This window comes from Vibrio gallaecicus, from assembly GCF_024347495.1.
GTDB classification, from domain to species: domain Bacteria; phylum Pseudomonadota; class Gammaproteobacteria; order Enterobacterales; family Vibrionaceae; genus Vibrio; species Vibrio gallaecicus.
Window position 1 is genome coordinate 2,347,165 of the sequence record NZ_AP025490.1, and the last position, 17,904, is coordinate 2,365,068.

The window sequence follows — 17,904 nt, forward strand, 5'->3', positions numbered from 1 at the left end:
CCGAAAAGGATTAATGACCGTCGAATTCGCAGATGCTAAACACTTCAAGGCCTAAACCTTCTAAACGTTTATCACCACCGATCTCTGGTAAATTGATAACGAATGCCGCGTGATCAACAGAACCGCCTAGCTGACGAATTAACTTAGTGGTCGCTTCAATTGTGCCACCCGTTGCTAGTAAGTCATCAACCATCAACACTTTATCGCCTTCAACAATAGCATCAGTGTGAATTTCTAAAGTATCCGTACCGTACTCAAGCTCATAGGTTTGAGCGATAGTTTTACGCGGTAATTTGCCAGGCTTACGTACAGGAACAAAGCCCACACCAAGTTCTAATGCAAGAGGAGCACCAAATAGGAAGCCACGCGCTTCAGTACCAACAATTTTAGTGAAACCCATGTCTTTATAGGTTTCAGTTAGCAGTTCAATTGTTGCTTTGTAAGCTGCTGGATCTTCCATAAGGCTGGTTACATCACGAAATAAGATCCCCTCTTTTGGGTAATCTTGAATGCTTTTGATGCTTGCTTTGATCAGCTCGATTTTATTTGTTGTCATAATATTGATGCACTTAAATTGGCGGCTTCTCTAACGAATAGACTTGGTTTCTGTTAAGAAAAGATGCAGTTAATTCACATTATCAGCGACATTTACCATTATCGTTGATGAAATAATAATCGCCCGCTACATAAGCAGGCATACTGCGTTAATGTTAGTGATTTTCTTCGCTATCAGCAACCAACTCGTGCGTTGGAAGACGAAGAAACCATGATAAGAGGATTATAAGAACGACGACAAGGAAGCCTTTTACCCAAAGGATCGGGGAGAAATATATGGATAGAAAGAAGCTAAACAGTATAAAAATCACACCACGTGTTTTTACTTGTTTTGTGACTGCACCATATTCATACCAATTCTTAAGAAGTGGGCCCAAGGTCTTATGCTCATGCATCCAGCGATGTACTTTAGGGTTACTGCGCATGAAACAAGCGCTTGCCAGAAGCAAGAATGGTGTAGTGGGAAGAACAGGGAGAAGGATGCCAAGAAAGGCGAGAATAATACAAAGGCCACCAGCAATATTCAGGCTAAGATGTCGAATGCTGATAGTGACCTCCGAGAATCAACTAAAAAGTAGCATAGCCATTAAAGACACGGAACAACGTCAGTGTTGCGGGTAGTAATGGAATTAATAAAAATGCGGCTAAAAATCCTAAAAAGTAGAATACATTAAACGGGTCTTGAAAGTCTTTGTTATCTGCCATGATTGCTTCTTGTTTTTGTTAGTAAATAAGTCTCATGCAACCATGTACCCTTTGCTCACATACTCCGACAAAATACGCATTTAACAAAAAAGGCATAGCCACACCAATTGCGCAACTATACCTTAATCATTTATTCACAAAAACCGAGTAACTATAGGGTTAATTTGTCGATCCTTGATGAATATTTAAACTGAAGCTTGATGCCCCCAAACAACTCATCGATAGCTGACACCCAGACCGAATAGGTAGCTCTTGTGTAATAAAGTTTTTCTTACAATTACTGCCAAGTTGATTACCTGCAGCAATATGCTGATTTACATAACCATTAGACCACTGGGCATCTAACCCTGCAGGTAAAATAGACACTGTCGCTTCAGACAAATCTGCAATACCAAACAAGGCATTCACGGGTGTTGCACACTCAGAACACTGAATGCCTTTTTCTAGAATATCCGCCATATCTTTTAAGTCAGGATTAAAACTTTTTAAATTTCTCAAGTAATCATGGAACAACGCTCGAACTAGCAAGGTGGTTGCTGCACCGCCTTGATCTGCGGATGACGAATCCACCAGATAAAAAGCGAATTGACCATTCATCATCCATGCGTAATCAAAAACTAAAGGCATTACATCTGCAGATTGCAATAAGCGATAACTGCATTTCCAAATACCTTGATGCGTATCTTTATCGGGCAGTAAGGCGTGTAGTAAATCTTTTGCTGCACTTGGGTTATCTTGAAGGTAGTCGAGATGCCAGTGCAGTTCCTGATCTTCAGGTATCTCACCGCCATCATCCACACAGAACCATTGACTAGAAAAATCTCTTTGGTCTGATAAATGGTCAAAAGAATCTTTTAATGTATTTTCTATGGCACTGGCTAGGTGTTGGTGGTTTTCAATTGGTTTCGGTAGGAAATCCTTAATGCCAAAACGAAGAGCTTTCGCCACATCAGACATTTCGTCAGTGGCAGAAACCACAATCATGGGTAGTGATGGATACTCTAGACTTACCTCCTCTACCAACTCGATACCATCAAGTACAGGCATAGATAAGTCACACACAACGAGATCAGTATCTGCATTGCGTAATTTTTGTAGTGCGTCTAGCCCATTTTCAGCTTCTATCACCTCATACCCTTGCGCGTTTAAAAAAGCGCTGGTTATACGGCGAAAAATTGGGTCATCGTCAACCAACATAATGCACTTCTGGTTAATCACTTCTTGTGCCGAGGTCATTACAGGCTGACTGTGAGTCTTGTACATAATCTTTAACCTCACAAAACAATTATTCGAATTATTATTGTTATCTGTTTATCGATATTCATATAAAACTTAGTAATAAAATACTATTTACACAAATTTCGTCACTACAACTGGTAATTATTTATAGGCATTGGAATACTATAAATAGCGCTACAAGTTGACGTGACGCAAACTTTGATTACTGTGTTACGTATAAATTAAGTCAATTCGTAAATAAATGTGTCTGGACGTATGAAATTAGATGATTTAAACCTATTTCGATTAGTCGTTGAAAATGGGAGCTATACCGCAACATCACGCAAGACGATGATCCCAGTTGCGACAATTACTCGACGCATTCAAGCTTTAGAAGATTCACTAAATCTAAGGCTACTCAATCGCCATGCCCGTAAACTTTCTTTGACAGAGGCGGGCGAACGTTTTTTTAACGAATGCTCCCCTTTACTGCAAAGATTGGCTTCAACCGCTGAAGAACTGACCGATGAATGCAAAGGTGCATCTGGAAAAATTAAAATATCAGCGCCATCGAATTTGACAAAGCGTATGATGATGCCAATGTTCAGCGACTTCATGACAAAGTATCCAGATATCAATTTGGAACTGATGATGAACAACCAAGCTGATCAATTAGATCCAACAGAGTGGGATGTTATTTTCCGCGTGGGTCCGCAGCGAGACTCAAGCCTTATCGCAAGAAAGATAAGTGAAGTGAAGGACATTCTAGTCGCAAGCCCTATTTATTTATCGAAAAACTCAGCACCTTGTCATGCTGAAGAACTTGCCAACCACTCCCTGCTTAAAGGTTACCCTTTAATAAAGTGGCAACTGAATAACTCGAATGATGAAACCGTTGTTAATAGTGAAAAAGGGCGCTTCAATGCCAATGCTTTAAATGTAGTAAGACAAGCATGCTCTGAAGGATTAGGTATCACCCTTATGCCTGATGTCATGATCCGTGAATACATTGAAGATGGAAGTTTAGTTCAGGTTTTAGAAGATTGGAGTGCAAACCCTAGAGACATCTACATGCTCTATAATCACAAAGACCATTTACCTGAAAAAGTACGTTTGTTCATTGATTTTGTGATCGCTTACCACATTCACTAATCACTGAACTGACTAGAATAATTTAGCTTTCAGTCCGATTAAAAACAAAAAACCAGAGCTAGGCTCTGGTTTTTTTGTTTGAACTGAGGTGCTACAAAGTGCTACGCACCTTCATTATGCAATTCTAGGTTCGCTAAGTCTTGAGCGATTTCACGCTCTGTCTTCGAATCATCATTACGTAATGAATCTAAGAAATCCAAATACTTCTGGTCAATATCACCGGTAACATATTCGCCGTTAAATACCGAGGTATCAAAACGAGCGATGTCTTGATTGCCCATACCAACTGCAGAGATTAAATCTTCAAGTGTTTGGAAGATTAGTGCATCAGCACCAATCTGCTTACAGATCGTTGCATTATCACGACCATGAGCAATCAGCTCTGTTGCGCTTGGCATATCAATACCATACACATTTGGGAAACGAACTTCAGGTGCCGCTGACACCATAAAGACTTTATTCGCACCAGAGTCACGAGCCATCTCAATAATCTGTTCAGAAGTCGTACCGCGAACAATTGAATCATCAACCAGCAGCACATTCTTACCTTTAAACTCAGAACGAATAGCATTAAGTTTACGACGTACTGATTTCTTACGTTGCTGTTGACCCGGCATAATAAACGTACGGCCTACATAGCGGTTTTTAACAAACCCTTGTCGGTATGGCTTATCGATAGCTTGAGCAATTCGCAATGCTATATCGTTAGAAGTCTCTGGAATAGGGATAACCACATCGATATCAAGATCAGAGTATTCTTCTTTAATGCGTTTACCTAACATTTCACCCATTTCAACACGAGCACTGTATACCGACACTTTATCGATGAAAGAATCAGGACGTGCGAAATAAACAAATTCAAAAATACATGGGTTCAACTGTGGGTTATCAGCACATTGCTTAGTGAATAGTTCACCTTCGAATGTTGCATAAACGGCCTCACCCGGAGCTACATCACGCATAAAATCAAAACCAACGGCATCTAAAGCGACTGATTCTGAAGCGACCATGTACTCTGTTTGACCATTAATCTCACGCTTACCAAGGCATAAAGGACGAATGCCATGTGGGTCACGAAACGCAACCATACCGTGACCAATAATCATCGCAGTAACCGCATAAGCACCACGAATTGTACGGTGAACATTCGTTACAGCTCGAAATACATCATCTGATGTTACGTTGCCTTTAACCGTGTCAATTTCATGAGCAAGAACGTTAAGCAGCACTTCTGAATCAGAAGTGGTGTTTACATGACGGCGATCTTTTTCAAATAGTTTTTCACGAACTTGTGTCGCATTCGTTAAGTTACCATTGTGAGCAAGAGTGATACCAAAAGGAGAGTTTACATAAAAAGGCTGAGCTTCTGAGGCACTTGAACTACCTGCAGTTGGGTAACGAACATGTCCAATGCCTACTGAGCCTTGTAGACGTTGCATGTGTTTTGCTTCAAAAACATCTTTTACTAAACCGTTAGCTTTACGCAGACGGAAACGATTGCTTTCAATGGTACAAATACCAGCGGCATCTTGGCCACGATGCTGTAATACCGTTAACGCGTCATAAATTGACTGGTTTACAGGCGTTGAACCTACGATTCCAACAATACCACACATGTTCTAATCCTCGATTTGCGACAGTAACTGGCGCTAAAATGCGCCAGATAAGAAACTAGATGTTGCTTGTAAATGTTCAAAGAATGGAGCAATAATTCGACTAAACTCAGGTACTAACTGCGAGCTGGTCCACCATTCTGAACTTGGGAATGCGGTAAACGCATCCATAAAAAACAGTACTGCAGATACAATTAAAACACCTCGTAAAGCACCAAATACCACTCCGAGGATTCTATCTGTACCAGATAGCCCTGTTTTCTGTACCAGTTGACCGATGACATAGTTAACCAATGCACCAACCACTAGTGTTGCAACAAATAACGCTGCAATTGCCGTTCCGTTACGAAACATCTCATCTTCGATATTGGTGAAGTACACCGCTAATTTTGCGTAGTACTGGCTAGCAATAAAAAATGCTCCAAACCAAATAACAAGTGATAATGCTTCTTTAGCGAAACCACGGACTAAACTGATCACGGCAGAGAAGCCGATCACGCCTAAAATGACAAAATCTAACCAATTCATGAATTCTTCATCTTAAGTTGGCGCGCATTTTAACAGAAAAAATGCTGACGCAAACGTTTTCTTATGGATTTAACGGTTTAAATTTAAGCAATTGACCTTTTGAACCGGTAATTTTTTCTAATTCCTTAACTTGTCGCTCAAGTTTCGATTTAGAGACATCAGGTCCAACAATTACTCTCGTAAATGATTTTTCTTGCTTGGTGTGGGCTTGATAGCCACGCTTTTGCAAATCCTTAACCACATTTTTCGCATTATCTGCATTCTTCAAAGCCATCAGCTGAATAATCCAAGCACTCTCTTGATATTCATTCCTCTCAGGAATAACTTTCTCGACTACAGCAACTTCATCAACAGAAGCTTGCTTGGAGCTCTCAACTGAGCTTTCTACGGTTTGTTCAACTGGTGAGTCTGGAAGTGCAATATCATCTTCTATTGGTTCTATAACCTCAAAGATTTCAACATTACTTTCGAGCTCTGGCTTGATTGGAATACTCGCAAATTCTTCTTTGTAGTGTGCCTTTTTACCATCAAGTACATCAGGTAAAACAATCACACCGATAGCGACCAAAACAATAGTGCCAACCAGTCTGCTTTGAAACTTACTTGTCATCTAATTTCCTTTTTTCTGCCAATGCTCCAATACCTCACCCACGGTATGGAACGAACCTACGACAAGTATGACATCCTCTGGCTCTGCAGCAACTAAAGCGGCATTAAACGCATCTACAGGGCTAGAAAACTCACTAACACTTGCAGGTAAACTCAGGCAAAGCTCGTTAGCTGTTGCAGCCCTAGGACCTTGTAATGATGCAGGGTACCAATGATGAGCAATTGGGGAGAGAACCTCTAAAGTCGCGGGGATATCTTTGTCATGTAGCATTGCCACAACCATATGCAGTGTTTTTCCAGCATAAAGCTGCTTTACTTGCGTTGCAAAATACTCAGCTGAATGAGGATTATGCGCCACATCTAAAACAATTATAGGTTCATGGCTAATTTGCTGCATTCTTCCTGGCAGCTTAGCACTTTTCAGACCATTAACGACATTGACATCACTGATGCTTAGCTCTGATGTTCCTAAAGCCATTAAAGCCGTTGCCGCATTCGGTAGTGGTAAACTTGGTACAGGAAGGCTTTCAAGTTGGAATGCACCGCTGCTCCAGTGCCATACATCACCATCTACTTGATAAGTATATTGGATACCAACTTGGTAAAATTCAGCGCTAATGTCATCAGCATGAGCTGCAACCGTTGCAGGCGGCTTAGGTTGACCACAAATAGCAGGCTTTCCGCTGCGATAGATACCCGCTTTTTCAAAACCAATTACATTAATGTCATCGCCAAGCCAATCAACATGGTCGACAGCTAAGCTCGTAATCACAGAAACATCATGGTCAACGATATTAGTCGCGTCTAATCTTCCACCAAGCCCTACTTCGAGTAAAACCACATCAACTTGCTCTACTTGAAATGCTCGCAAAGCTGCTAATGTGCCATATTCAAAAAAGCTCAGACTAATTTCACCGCGTTCATGCTCAATAAAATCGAATGAAGAGACTAATTTTTCGTCCGGAAGATCTTGTCCATTAATACGAACTCGTTCGTTATAACGAATCAAGTGAGGAGAACTATAGACGCCAACTGAGTATCCGGCATCAAGTAAGATAGCTTCCATTAAGGCGCATGTTGAACCTTTACCGTTAGTTCCGGCAACAGTGATTATATGCTTAGCTGGTTTTGTGAGGTTTGCTTTTGAAGCGACAGCTTTAACTCGGTCTAGACCTAAGTCAATAGCGCTAGTGTGGATGTTTGATAAATAATCAAGCCACATCTCTAATGAGGATGTGGCTTGAGGGATAGGTTGTTGACTCATCTAACTAATAACCATAATTATGTTGGCTTGTTAGAGAGTACTTTACCCTTTTTCTGACGCTTCTGGTACTTCATAAGCAGCTTCATTCGGTGAATCGTTCACAGAAACTACTAATGGAGAAGAATGATTGGTCATTTTCGCAACTAGGCTAGCAACACGTTGACGCATTTCACGTCGATCAACGATCATATCGATTGCACCATGATCCAATAGGAACTCACTGCGCTGGAAACCTTCAGGAAGGTCTTCACGAACCGTTTGTTCAATCACTCGTCGACCAGCAAAACCAATCAGAGCTTTGGGCTCACCAATATTGACATCACCTAGCATAGCTAAACTCGCCGAAACACCACCCATTGTTGGATCAGTCATAACTGAAATAAATGGAAGACCTTTAGCAGATAAACGTTCTAGTGCTGCACTGGTTTTCGCCATTTGCATTAGAGACATTAGAGCCTCTTGCATGCGTGCGCCGCCACTAGCAGAAAAACAAACTAAACCACAGTTGTTTTCAATAGCCGCATCGACTGCTTTAACGAAACGAGCGCCTACAACAGAACCCATTGAACCGCCCATGAAAGAAAATTCAAAAGCACACGCTACGATTGGCATGCCAAGAAGTTCACCTTTCATTGCAATCAATGCATCCGTTTCACCACTGTTCTTTTGAGCAGTAGAGATACGTTCTTTATAACGTTTTGAGTCTTTAAATTTAAGCTTATCACGCGGCTCTAGTTCAGAACCTAGTTCAACGCGTTCACCTTTATCAAGAAAGGTGTCAAGACGACGACGCGCCTTCATACGCATGTGATGGTCACATTTCGGACATACTTCTAGGTTACGCTCTAACTCAGCATGGTAAAGCACTTGCTCGCAAGAAGTACATTTAGTCCAAACCCCTTCAGGGATAGACGCTTTACGAGATGAAACGATGTTGCTCTTTTCTAAAATCTTTTCAAGCCAACTCATGGAAGACCTTTTATTTCGATTCCTCCGCCTAATTGCGAAAGAAATAAATTTGGGAATTATGCGAGGAGATTAAACCACATAAAACAGCGAGTGTAGATAAAAAACTGGTTGTACCTATTTTTTCACTCTATATTACTCACCATCTGATAATATTTTTTGAACCTAAGTCTCACATTTAATTCAAATTATCAGGAAGGAATAACGGGCCTATTGGTTCGCGTGGTAACTCAAAATGTTTAGGGTAATCAACATCAACTAAGTATAAACCTTCCGCTTTTGCCGTTGCCCCCGCTAATCTTCTCTCTTTAGCCTCAAGCAACCATTGAATCCATTCTGGAGATTGGTCGCCCTTACCGACAGCAATTAGACTTCCTGTGATATTTCGAACCATATGATGGACGAAAGCATTCGCCTTAATATCAATGACAATATAGTGACCATGACGAGTGACATTTAAGTGCATGATGTTGCGCCAAGGGCTACGAGACTGACAATGCATGGCTCTAAATGATGTGAAGTCGTTTTCACCAAGTAAATACTGACCCGCTTCATGCATTTTCTTTTCATTAAGATCACCATGATAGTGGCTTACCCCTGAGTTCAAGATTCCAGGTCTTAGAGCGTGATTAAAAATCACATAGCGATAACGCCTTGCCGTTGCAGTAAAGCGAGCATGAAACTCTTCAGGAACTTCTTTAGCCCAGCGGACGGCGATATCTTTAGGCATATTTGCATTTGCCCCCATAGTCCAAGCCACCATTTTTCGGTCAACATTAGTCTCAAAGTGAACCACTTGCCCTGTACCATGAACCCCAGCGTCTGTACGACCTGCACATTGCACTTCTATAGGATGATTTGCGACAACAGAAAGAGCCTTTTCCAATTCTTCTTGGACACTTTTTACGTCACGTTGGCGCTGCCAACCAAAATAGTGGGTACCGTTATACTCAATACCTAAAGCAATTTTCATGTTTTCGTTCTCTTTGAAAAAGGGGCTGGAAGTATATACTTAAAAAGGCTTATGGAGCCAGTGAGCAAGAAAAATAAAGGGTAGCTTCTGCTACCCTTTTATGATGTTTATTATCTGCCATTTAAGACATCGATAAGATTTTTTGCCTCACGGCGAATATCATCACTACCATCAACTATGGCTTCCTCAAGTAACTTAATTGCACCTTGTGGATCGCTCATCTCAATGTATATCTTAGCTAAATCAAGCTTACCAGCTGCCTCAGCGTTACTGTCGACATCAATATCTCCTATGTCACCAATAACATCTGGAAATTCATTCAACCCAACATCAAGTTTAAGCTCTTCTTCATCAGGATTCAGAGCTTCGCCCTCACCTTCAACTTGAGCCATCAACTCATCAATAGTCATATAAGAATTTGAGCTAGACTCTTGCTCTGTAAGGTTCTCTTGCTGCCCCCAATTTTCTTCTTGAATTTTAGGTTCAGACTGCTGTTTTAATGATTCCCACACTTCTTGTTGATCGGCAGGTACATCATTAGGCAGTTCAGACTTTTGGTCTGGCGATAAACTAAAACCATTCCAATCTTCACCACCCACCTCCAACATAGCTTCAAGATCTAAACCAGCGCTGTCGATCGAGGTAGAATCCATAGGTTGAGAGAACATGTTGTCTACCGAATCTTGAACATCTTCAGACAGTAGTTCAGCCAAGGCTGTCTCATCGAAATTATCGAAGCCATCTAAAAGCTCATCATCAAAACCAAGATTCTCAGTATTCGGTTTGTCTGAGTTGTATTCCCCCAACTCTGACTGCTCAGAGTCTAATGAATCTGGAGTGTCTAACGTGCTTGGGTTAGAAAACAGATCATGTAATGCATCTTGATCATTTCCTTCTACATCTAAAAAGCTCTCAGCTGGCTTCTCTTGAGGAACCTCTTCTGTAAGTTGACTCTCGCTTGAATCAGCTTCAATAGGCGCACTTTCTGAGAAAGCATCAGAGATAGCATCGTCTTCACCATACTCAGGTAGTTCAAGTTCATCGATTTCTAAGCCAAACTCTTCAGATACAGGCAGTGACTCATCTGAATCGCCAGGTTCTACCGCAGAGTCAGCTTTAGCGCTTTCTTCGTCATATTCAGGTAGATCTTTATCATCAAACTCAAAAGCTTCTAAATCACTAGTTAAGTCTTGTTCTAAAAGTTCTTCGTCTCCAGAGCTAATAGCTTCAGCTAGCGCATCAGCCTCGTCAAACTCCGGTAGCTCTAAATCATCAAAAGTGAAATCTTCATCTGCTTCACTTTCTATTGGACTAATGTCGTCAGGTAACTCTTCTTGAGTGGAACCTTCTTCAGGAGCATGACTATCTTCATTTGAAGGTAAAACTTCTTCCACCGGCTCAGCAAGTGACTCAATCTCTTGACCTAATTCTTCAAACTTATTCTCACCTTGAGCAGCATCCTGTAAGGAGGCGCCTACTTCTGGTTCAGCATCAAGAATATTTTCCGAATCAGTTAGCGCTTCTTCTTCGCCAAACTCGGGAAGTTCTAAGTCATCAATTGAGAAATCATCCAGTTCTTCATCTTCGAGGCTTTCTGAATCTGGTAGTTCAACAGATGAAGGTACGGCTTCTTGTTGTTCACTATTAAGACCACTTTCAAAATCAGCTAGTGCTTCTTCTTCGCCAAACTCGGGAAGTTCTAAGTCATCAATTGAGAAATCTTCCAGATCTTCATCTTCGAGGTTTTCTGAAGCTGGCAGTTCAACAGATGAAGGTACAGCTTCTTGTTGTCCACTCTCAAGGTCACTTTCAAAATCAGCTAGCGCTTCTTCTTCAGCAAATTCTGGAAGTTCTAAGTCATCAAACGAGATGTCATCAGAGCTCTCAATTTGGGAATCTTCAACAAATGGATTTTGTTCCAACGAAGAATCTTCTTCCACACTAGATTCTTCTGCTTTAGTAGGCTCTTCTAACGCAATAGCTTCTTCTTGTGTAATCGCTTCTTCTTTTTCAGCAACTTCATCGGCTGATGAAACTTCTTCTACTAGAGGAGCTTCTGTTGCAATAGCTTCATCGCGAGTCGGTTCTTCTACTGTTGGTGAGCTTTCTGTAAACACACCTTCATCCGAACTAAGTGCATCATCACCTTCTACTGACGCAGCCACTTGCTGCTCTGCGACTTCAGAGTCAGATTCAGAGAAGTCAGTTTCAGCCACACCTTCAAGCTCAGGAAGATCTAGATCTGCTTGTTGCGCTTCTTGTTGAGGAACAGACTCTGTTTCAGTAGCGATATCCTGAACACTCTCTTGCTCTGCCGTTGATGATTCCTCTTCAAACAACCAGTCATCATCTTGAGGCACGCCGAATTCATTTGGAATTGACTCCGGCATAACTTCTGACTTAGCTGGCTCTGGCTCTGGCTCTGGCTCTGGCTCTGGCTCTGGCTCTGGCTCTGGCTCTGGCTCTGGCTCTGGCTCTGGCTCTGGCTCTGGCTCTGGCTCTGGCTCTGGCTCTGGCTCTGGCTCTGGCTCTGGCAAGGATTCTTCTACCGTCTGTTCAGGTTCGTCAAACTGTTCATTCCCTTGAATTTCGGGAGTGAAATCAAAATCTGCTTCAAAATCAGAGGCGGACTCAACATCATCAATCGCTTCTGATAACCAATCTTCAACGGTGTCTTCGTTTTCCTCTGATACACCACTTAAATCGAGATCACCGGCTTCTAGGACCTCACTTACGGAAACAGGCTCTTCTGGAGATTCTGGAGATTCTGGAGATTCTGGAGATTCTGGAGATTCTGGAGATTCTGGAGATTCTGGAGATTCTGGAGATTCTGGAGATTCTGGAGATTCTGGAGATTCTAAATCTGCCCCGTCCAAATCAAAGTCGTCAATAGAATTGATGTCATTAGTTACCGTTTCGCTAGACGGCTCAATAGTGTCGTCAAGCAGTGGATCAGCTTGAGGGGCTACCTCAAATAAATCATCGATAAACTCTTCACTATTGAACTCAATATCATCTTCCGAATCATCATCTAAAGATAGCTCTTCTGATTTTAGAGTATCAGCCTCTAGCTCTTCTGGAAGTTCAAGCTCCGCATTCGATGATTCAGGTTGCTCCGTTGGCTTAGACTCTTCCTCTAAGTCAATATCAAGAGGCTCTGAGTCTTCGATATCGCTGCCAATAAGATCATCAAACGGGTCCAAACTTCCCGCATCTTCTGATCCATCATCGGTTAAATCATCACCAAGAAGTTCATCTAAAGTCTCATCACTATCTAAAGAGATATTTGGGATATCGTCATCTGAACTTTCCGATAAGAAATCATCTAGAAGATCAGTACTGTCATCTTCTAGATTAAAATCATCAGTCTCATCAGAGTTTTCAGATAGTAATTCTTCTAACGTATCAGTGCTGTCTTCATCAATTGAAACTTCATCAACGGACTCTTCATCTGATAAACCGGATAGTTCTTCTAATTCCGCTAATGGATCATATTCATCGTCTTCAGAGGTAACTTCAGGCTCATTAAGTACATCATCAAGTAAATCTGTAGAATCCGACAAATCAAGATCATTGCCATCAAGTAACTCGTCAAGCAGTTCTGTATTCTCTAAGCCATAATCTGCTGCAGTTTCAGCAGAGCTAATCGGGACATCTTCAGCTTCATCTAGTGAAGACTCTTCCAAAACTGGTTCATTGAATTGAGAAAGAATACTATCAATATCGTCATCGGATGCGAGATCGGTAGCACCAAGATCAAACTCGTCAGCAGCTGGTTTTGCGGCATTCGTTTCTGCTTCTACTTGAGCAAAAATATCGTCGATATCATCTTCAGCACTTACTGCTGGAGCATCTTGTTGTTCTGATATTAATGCATCGATGTCAAAGTCATCACTAGCTAAATCATTAGAAGCCAAATCATCAGAGTCTAGGCGCTCGCTAGCCGCACCTTCAGGAACAGTAGCGTCGCTTTGCTGCTCTGCAAGTAACGCATCAATATCAAAATCGTCGCTTGCTGTATCTTCAACAGGTGTGGTGTCCGTTTGTTGGTCTGAAATTAGTGCATCGATGTCAAAATCATCATCGTCGTCATCACCAGCGCCAGAAAGCAGGTCATCAAGCATAGATTGATCAAGCGAGTCAGAGCCTAAATCTTCAACAGGTGCTTCTTCAGAAAGGAGAGCCTCAATATCATCCATAGACATTGCACTATCATCTGAAAGGTCAAAGTCGCCTTCACTATCTTCAAGAGGATCAACAGGGTTCTCATCCAGGGAGCGCTCCATCTCTTCCAATCCAAGAGCTTTATCTTCACCATTAACACTAATGCCAGTTGCACTATCAAGATCATCAAACCCAGCGTCTAAATCGCCGTCGTCACCAATACCAGCAAACGGGTCATCGCCATCTTCACCATCAAGGTTGAAATCTAGATCGTCGTCGCTAAGACCGGCAAAGACATCATCTTCTTCATTTGAAGGTTCATCACTGAATAACGCTTCAGCATCATCATCGTCACCGAATAGTTCATCACTCAGGTCAAGATCATCATCAAGACTCTCCATATCATCGCCAGCTGCGATAGGAGCCATTTCATCTTGAATTTGAGGCTGTTGCTCAGTCTTCTGTTCAGGCTGTTGGTCATCTTCTTTACTCGACTTACGGCCAAGAAGTAATACAACAATTAATCCAATTAAAGCACCTGGAATAATGGCTAAAGCTGCGACAATCCACCCATTAGATAAAAAGTCATCCATTGGGCTTGGAGCCATTTTTTGAGTTTCTGCAATTTTTTGACGTTCTTCAGACAATAATTTTTCAACTTCATTGCGAATTCTGTCTTCATCACTTAATTCATCTTTTAGTCCATCAACCTCTAATTGCACATTTGAAAGCATTAATCGTAGTTGATGGTTTTTTTCTTCGAGTGCTAAAAGTTCACTTTCTGATACTTCTAGCTGCTGCTCCAGTACGTTCATTTTCTTTGAGCCAGTAGACTGACTACGCGAAGGTGCTGTTTGAACTTTTGGTGTTGCTGATGATGTAACTGCAGGTACTGTCGGAGATGTGACAGACTTAACTGGAGGAACTGGAACCCTGATAGGTGCAGGATTTGTTGCCGGTGTATTTAATTTAGCAAGATGAGAATCCATAATTCTGACAGCTTGCTGAGTCGAACTTGAGCGAACTTGCTCTAGAGAAGGCACTCGTAAGTTACTGCTCGGGAGCAAGCTATGGATGTTCTGATTCTCAAAAGCCTGCGGGTTTAGTTGGTAAATAGCGAGCAGGGTTTGTTGAACTGAAACTGAATTAGCAGGGCGTAATTTTGATGCAATTGACCATAACGTTTCACTGCCATTAGTTGGGCCGTAAAAACGCGATGGTTCACTCGCTTGATTGGAAGCGGCTGTTTGTTGTGTTCTCTGCACTGGTTCTGAAAACGTAGGAGCTGATTGTATTTGACCATTAGGTCCAACCACTCGAATGGTATCTGCATGAACAACGGAAATCTGAGTAGCAATAATCAATGCTAAAGGCATTAACCACTGCTTAAAAAATTGACACATAAAAGGCTCAGCTAGTGCTAGGTTCAAATAAAATGATGATCTATTAAATATATCGGATAAACGTGGCAAAACTATAGGAATGAAAACAAAAAATGTGTCACAGCCGCAATATTCGCAGTAATTTCACACAATTTAATTCACGATTGTTCTTGTTGATTAAAAAAGCCCCACTTTAATGTGAGGCTTTAATCGATATGGCTTTGTGCTTAGAAATAATCGCGAATAAGCACTTCAGCAATTTGTACTGCGTTTGTCGCTGCGCCTTTACGGACATTATCCGCTACAACCCACATGTTCAGACCGCTGTGATGACTAATGTCATTACGGATACGACCAACCATTACGTGGTCTTTACCACCAGCATCACGAACCTGAGTTGGGAAGTCTAGTGCTTGGAAAACTTCAACACCTTCAGTGTTCTCTAAAAGCTGAACAGCCTGTTCTGCACCAATTGGTGAGCGAGTCTCGATGTGTAAAGATTCTGCGTGACCGTAGAATACAGGAACACGAACACAAGTCGGGTTGACGGTAATTGAAGAGTCAGCGAAGATTTTTTGAGTCTCCCAAACCATCTTCATTTCTTCACGTGTGTAGCCGTTTTCTGTGAATTCATCAATTTGTGGAATACAGTTGAAAGCAATTTGCTGAGAAAATGTTTCAGGTTCAGCTGGAGTGCCGTTCAGTAGCTTAGCCGTTTGACCCGCAAGCTCATCAATACCAGTCTTACCTGCACCAGAAACTGATTGGTAGGTTGATACGTTAATACGCTCAAGACCTACTTCATCATGAATTGGTTTAAGTGCAACTACCATCTGAATCGTAGAACAGTTTGGGTTAGCAATGATGTTTCGATTACGGAATTCAGCAATAGCTTCTGGGTTCACTTCTGGCACAACCAGAGGAACATCGTATTCATAACGGAAACGTGATGTGTTATCGATAACCACAACACCTTCATCAGCTGCAATTGGTGCCCATTTTTCAGAAAGTTCGCTGCCTGCAGAGAAAAACGCAATATGTACTTGAGACCAATCGAAGTCTTCTACATTTTGCACTTGTATTGTTTTGCCGTTAAAACGGGAAGTTTTGCCTTCACTACGTTCACTTGCTAGTAAGTGCAGTTCACCGACAGGGAATTTACGCTCTCCAAGTACTTCAAGGATGGTTTCACCAACCGCACCAGTCGCACCCAAAATAGCAATATTAAATTCTTGGCTCATTGTTTCTCTCTTTTATAAATTTGGCTTAACCATAAAACCGAGTTTAGCTAATGGCGATAAGTTACATGCTTCATCACCTATCAGCTCGATCGCACTGTACTCTCTTCTATCCCAATATTCTTTACGCATCTTGTCAAAAGATCCTGGGGTAGAAATGTTACGACGGAACAATGCATCGTCTTTGCGCACATCATAGACTAACTGAGTTAAATTGTGCAGTGTTGCTTCATCCCATGCTCTATCTAATTTCATCTGCGGCACTGGCGCTATTGGCAATAAATCACTGGCAGAAGAACTTAAATCATTACCTAAGAACTCACAGTAACTATTGAAGATCATCGTCGTACCGCGAGCTTTGCCTTCTAAGCCATAACCTGCGACATGTGGAGTAGCAAAAGCCAGTAGTGGCAAAAGCTCCATATCAACTTCAGGTTCAAACTCAAATACGTCTAATACCGCGGTAAAACCATCAGCCTTTTGAAGGCGAGCTTTTAACGCTTGGTTATCCACTATTGGACCACGAGCCGCGTTAATCAGTATTTGATCTGCCCTCAACTTGTTTAAGACTTTTTCATCAATTAAGTGATGAGTTGGGTGATCACCCGTTTTTGTAATTGGGGTATGTAAGGTAATCACATCTGACTGTTCAAGGAGCGTCGATAATTCAGTAAATTTGCGCGTATCCCCTTCCTCTTGCTTAGGAGGATCGCTTAGCAGCACTTTAATGCCAATGCCTTCTAAACATTTTGCCAAGTAGCTACCCACTTGACCGCAACCAATGATACCAACCGTTTTATCGAAAACTGAAAAACCTTGCTGTTGAGCTAGCACCATCATTGAGCTGAAAGCATATTCGGCCACGCCAACTTTATTGCACCCTGGCGCAGCTGTGAAGAAAATACCACGCTCTTTCATTAACTCTTGATCAACATGGTCCATACCTGCGGTGGCAGTCCCTACAAATTTTAATTTGTTGGCTTTTGCTAGTAGAGCTTCGTTTACTTTAGTAACAGAACGGATCATAAGTGCGTCTACATCAACAAGGTCATCGGCTGTTAATGTGCGACCAGATTTAAGCGTTACTTCCCCTAACTGGCTAAATAACTGCTCAGCATAAGGCATGTTTTCATCAATTAAGATTTTCATCGAGGTAAGTTCTTTGAAGTAAGTGAAAATGGAAAGGTTATGCAGAAAAGCTATCACAGTATCGAAAGGTAATATACCTGCAATTGATTCATCATAGGCTAAAGCCAGTAAGAGCTTTTATTCAGAAAGCGAGTTCCAAATAAAGTCTCTAATCTATTCGTCGCCCTATTAGTACAAGTACTTAAATATAAAAGCTAGAACATGAAATAAACTGAGCATGTAGATATAAAAATGCCCGGCTGATAAACAACCGGGCAAATATCCAGAACAAAAGGATCCTGTCCCGCTCTCCGTGGGACAAAGTCTGCGTCTGTTCAGTCAGCCGTTAAAAACGAGCACTGACCAGCTCTGGAAACTGTGCTTAACCTTTTATTGAAACTAAAGGGTA

At 41.7% G+C, this 17,904-nt stretch carries 14 protein-coding genes; 1 reads left to right on the plus strand and 13 read right to left on the minus strand.

Features of this window, described 5'->3' with window-relative positions; translation table 11 throughout:
• Positions 1 to 10 precede the first annotated feature (10 nt).
• The 4 genes from apt to OCU78_RS10055 all read right to left on the minus strand — a co-directional run bounded on the left by apt (position 11) and on the right by OCU78_RS10055 (position 2,523).
• Entirely contained in the window at positions 11 to 556 is a 546-nt protein-coding gene (gene apt, locus OCU78_RS10040) for an adenine phosphoribosyltransferase (protein WP_137374696.1), read from the minus strand.
• A gap of 154 nt (positions 557 to 710) precedes the next feature.
• Entirely contained in the window at positions 711 to 1,076 is a 366-nt protein-coding gene (locus OCU78_RS10045; RefSeq protein ID WP_137374795.1) for a YbaN family protein, read from the minus strand.
• A gap of 46 nt (positions 1,077 to 1,122) precedes the next feature.
• Positions 1,123 to 1,260: a hypothetical protein gene (locus OCU78_RS10050; protein WP_167494064.1), complete on the minus strand. Its 138-nt coding sequence runs from the start codon at positions 1,258 to 1,260 to the stop codon at positions 1,123 to 1,125.
• Between the two features lie 159 nt (positions 1,261 to 1,419).
• Positions 1,420 to 2,523 (minus strand): response regulator, encoded by a 1,104-nt coding sequence (locus OCU78_RS10055; RefSeq protein ID WP_137374697.1) that lies wholly within the window; start codon positions 2,521 to 2,523, stop codon positions 1,420 to 1,422.
• A gap of 231 nt (positions 2,524 to 2,754) precedes the next feature.
• Here OCU78_RS10055 and OCU78_RS10060 point away from each other — a divergent pair, with 231 nt between their 5' ends.
• On the plus strand, positions 2,755 to 3,630 hold the full coding sequence (locus OCU78_RS10060) for a LysR family transcriptional regulator (protein WP_137374698.1): 876 nt from the start codon (positions 2,755 to 2,757) through the stop codon (positions 3,628 to 3,630).
• Between the two features lie 101 nt (positions 3,631 to 3,731).
• Here OCU78_RS10060 and purF read toward each other — a convergent pair whose 3' ends face one another.
• From purF to OCU78_RS10105, 9 genes are all read right to left on the minus strand, one after another.
• A complete protein-coding gene (gene purF, locus OCU78_RS10065) occupies positions 3,732 to 5,246 on the minus strand; it encodes an amidophosphoribosyltransferase (protein ID WP_137374699.1) in 1,515 nt (504 codons plus the stop codon).
• Between the two features lie 33 nt (positions 5,247 to 5,279).
• Positions 5,280 to 5,771, minus strand: coding sequence for a CvpA family protein (locus OCU78_RS10070; RefSeq protein WP_137374700.1), 492 nt, complete (start codon positions 5,769 to 5,771; stop codon positions 5,280 to 5,282).
• A 61-nt stretch (positions 5,772 to 5,832) separates the two neighbouring features.
• On the minus strand, positions 5,833 to 6,381 hold the full coding sequence (locus OCU78_RS10075; RefSeq protein ID WP_137374701.1) for an SPOR domain-containing protein: 549 nt from the start codon (positions 6,379 to 6,381) through the stop codon (positions 5,833 to 5,835).
• Complete coding sequence (folC, locus tag OCU78_RS10080) at positions 6,382 to 7,644, minus strand: bifunctional tetrahydrofolate synthase/dihydrofolate synthase (protein WP_137374702.1); 1,263 nt, start codon at positions 7,642 to 7,644, stop codon at positions 6,382 to 6,384. It abuts the gene before it with no gap.
• Between the two features lie 42 nt (positions 7,645 to 7,686).
• Entirely contained in the window at positions 7,687 to 8,613 is a 927-nt protein-coding gene (accD, locus tag OCU78_RS10085; RefSeq protein ID WP_137374703.1) for an acetyl-CoA carboxylase, carboxyltransferase subunit beta, read from the minus strand.
• A gap of 175 nt (positions 8,614 to 8,788) precedes the next feature.
• Entirely contained in the window at positions 8,789 to 9,583 is a 795-nt protein-coding gene (truA, locus tag OCU78_RS10090; protein ID WP_137374704.1) for a tRNA pseudouridine(38-40) synthase TruA, read from the minus strand.
• 110 nt (positions 9,584 to 9,693) lie between these two features.
• A complete protein-coding gene (locus OCU78_RS10095; RefSeq protein WP_261856016.1) occupies positions 9,694 to 15,150 on the minus strand; it encodes a FimV/HubP family polar landmark protein in 5,457 nt (1,818 codons plus the stop codon).
• Between the two features lie 206 nt (positions 15,151 to 15,356).
• Complete coding sequence (locus tag OCU78_RS10100; RefSeq protein ID WP_137374706.1) at positions 15,357 to 16,370, minus strand: aspartate-semialdehyde dehydrogenase; 1,014 nt, start codon at positions 16,368 to 16,370, stop codon at positions 15,357 to 15,359.
• Positions 16,371 to 16,382: 12 nt separating this feature from the next.
• Positions 16,383 to 17,516 carry a 4-phosphoerythronate dehydrogenase gene (locus OCU78_RS10105; protein ID WP_137374707.1) on the minus strand — a complete coding sequence of 378 codons (1,134 nt, stop codon included), beginning with the start codon at positions 17,514 to 17,516 and terminating at the stop codon, positions 16,383 to 16,385.
• Positions 17,517 to 17,904: the final 388 nt, after the last annotated feature.

What these genes read in the sequence shown, in the direction of transcription:
- apt (WP_137374696.1), bottom strand. Translation starts at nt 556, where the DNA reads ATGACAACAAATAAAATCGAGCTGATCAAAGCAAGCATCAAAAGCATT.
- OCU78_RS10050 (WP_167494064.1), bottom strand. Translation starts at nt 1,260, where the DNA reads ATGGCAGATAACAAAGACTTTCAAGACCCGTTTAATGTATTCTACTTT.
- OCU78_RS10055 (WP_137374697.1), bottom strand. Translation starts at nt 2,523, where the DNA reads ATGTACAAGACTCACAGTCAGCCTGTAATGACCTCGGCACAAGAAGTG.
- OCU78_RS10060 (WP_137374698.1), top strand. Translation starts at nt 2,755, where the DNA reads ATGAAATTAGATGATTTAAACCTATTTCGATTAGTCGTTGAAAATGGG.
- purF (WP_137374699.1), bottom strand. Translation starts at nt 5,246, where the DNA reads ATGTGTGGTATTGTTGGAATCGTAGGTTCAACGCCTGTAAACCAGTCA.
- OCU78_RS10070 (WP_137374700.1), bottom strand. Translation starts at nt 5,771, where the DNA reads ATGAATTGGTTAGATTTTGTCATTTTAGGCGTGATCGGCTTCTCTGCC.
- OCU78_RS10075 (WP_137374701.1), bottom strand. Translation starts at nt 6,381, where the DNA reads ATGACAAGTAAGTTTCAAAGCAGACTGGTTGGCACTATTGTTTTGGTC.
- folC (WP_137374702.1), bottom strand. Translation starts at nt 7,644, where the DNA reads ATGAGTCAACAACCTATCCCTCAAGCCACATCCTCATTAGAGATGTGG.
- accD (WP_137374703.1), bottom strand. Translation starts at nt 8,613, where the DNA reads ATGAGTTGGCTTGAAAAGATTTTAGAAAAGAGCAACATCGTTTCATCT.
- truA (WP_137374704.1), bottom strand. Translation starts at nt 9,583, where the DNA reads ATGAAAATTGCTTTAGGTATTGAGTATAACGGTACCCACTATTTTGGT.
- OCU78_RS10095 (WP_261856016.1), bottom strand. Translation starts at nt 15,150, where the DNA reads ATGTGTCAATTTTTTAAGCAGTGGTTAATGCCTTTAGCATTGATTATT.
- OCU78_RS10100 (WP_137374706.1), bottom strand. Translation starts at nt 16,370, where the DNA reads ATGAGCCAAGAATTTAATATTGCTATTTTGGGTGCGACTGGTGCGGTT.
- OCU78_RS10105 (WP_137374707.1), bottom strand. Translation starts at nt 17,516, where the DNA reads ATGAAAATCTTAATTGATGAAAACATGCCTTATGCTGAGCAGTTATTT.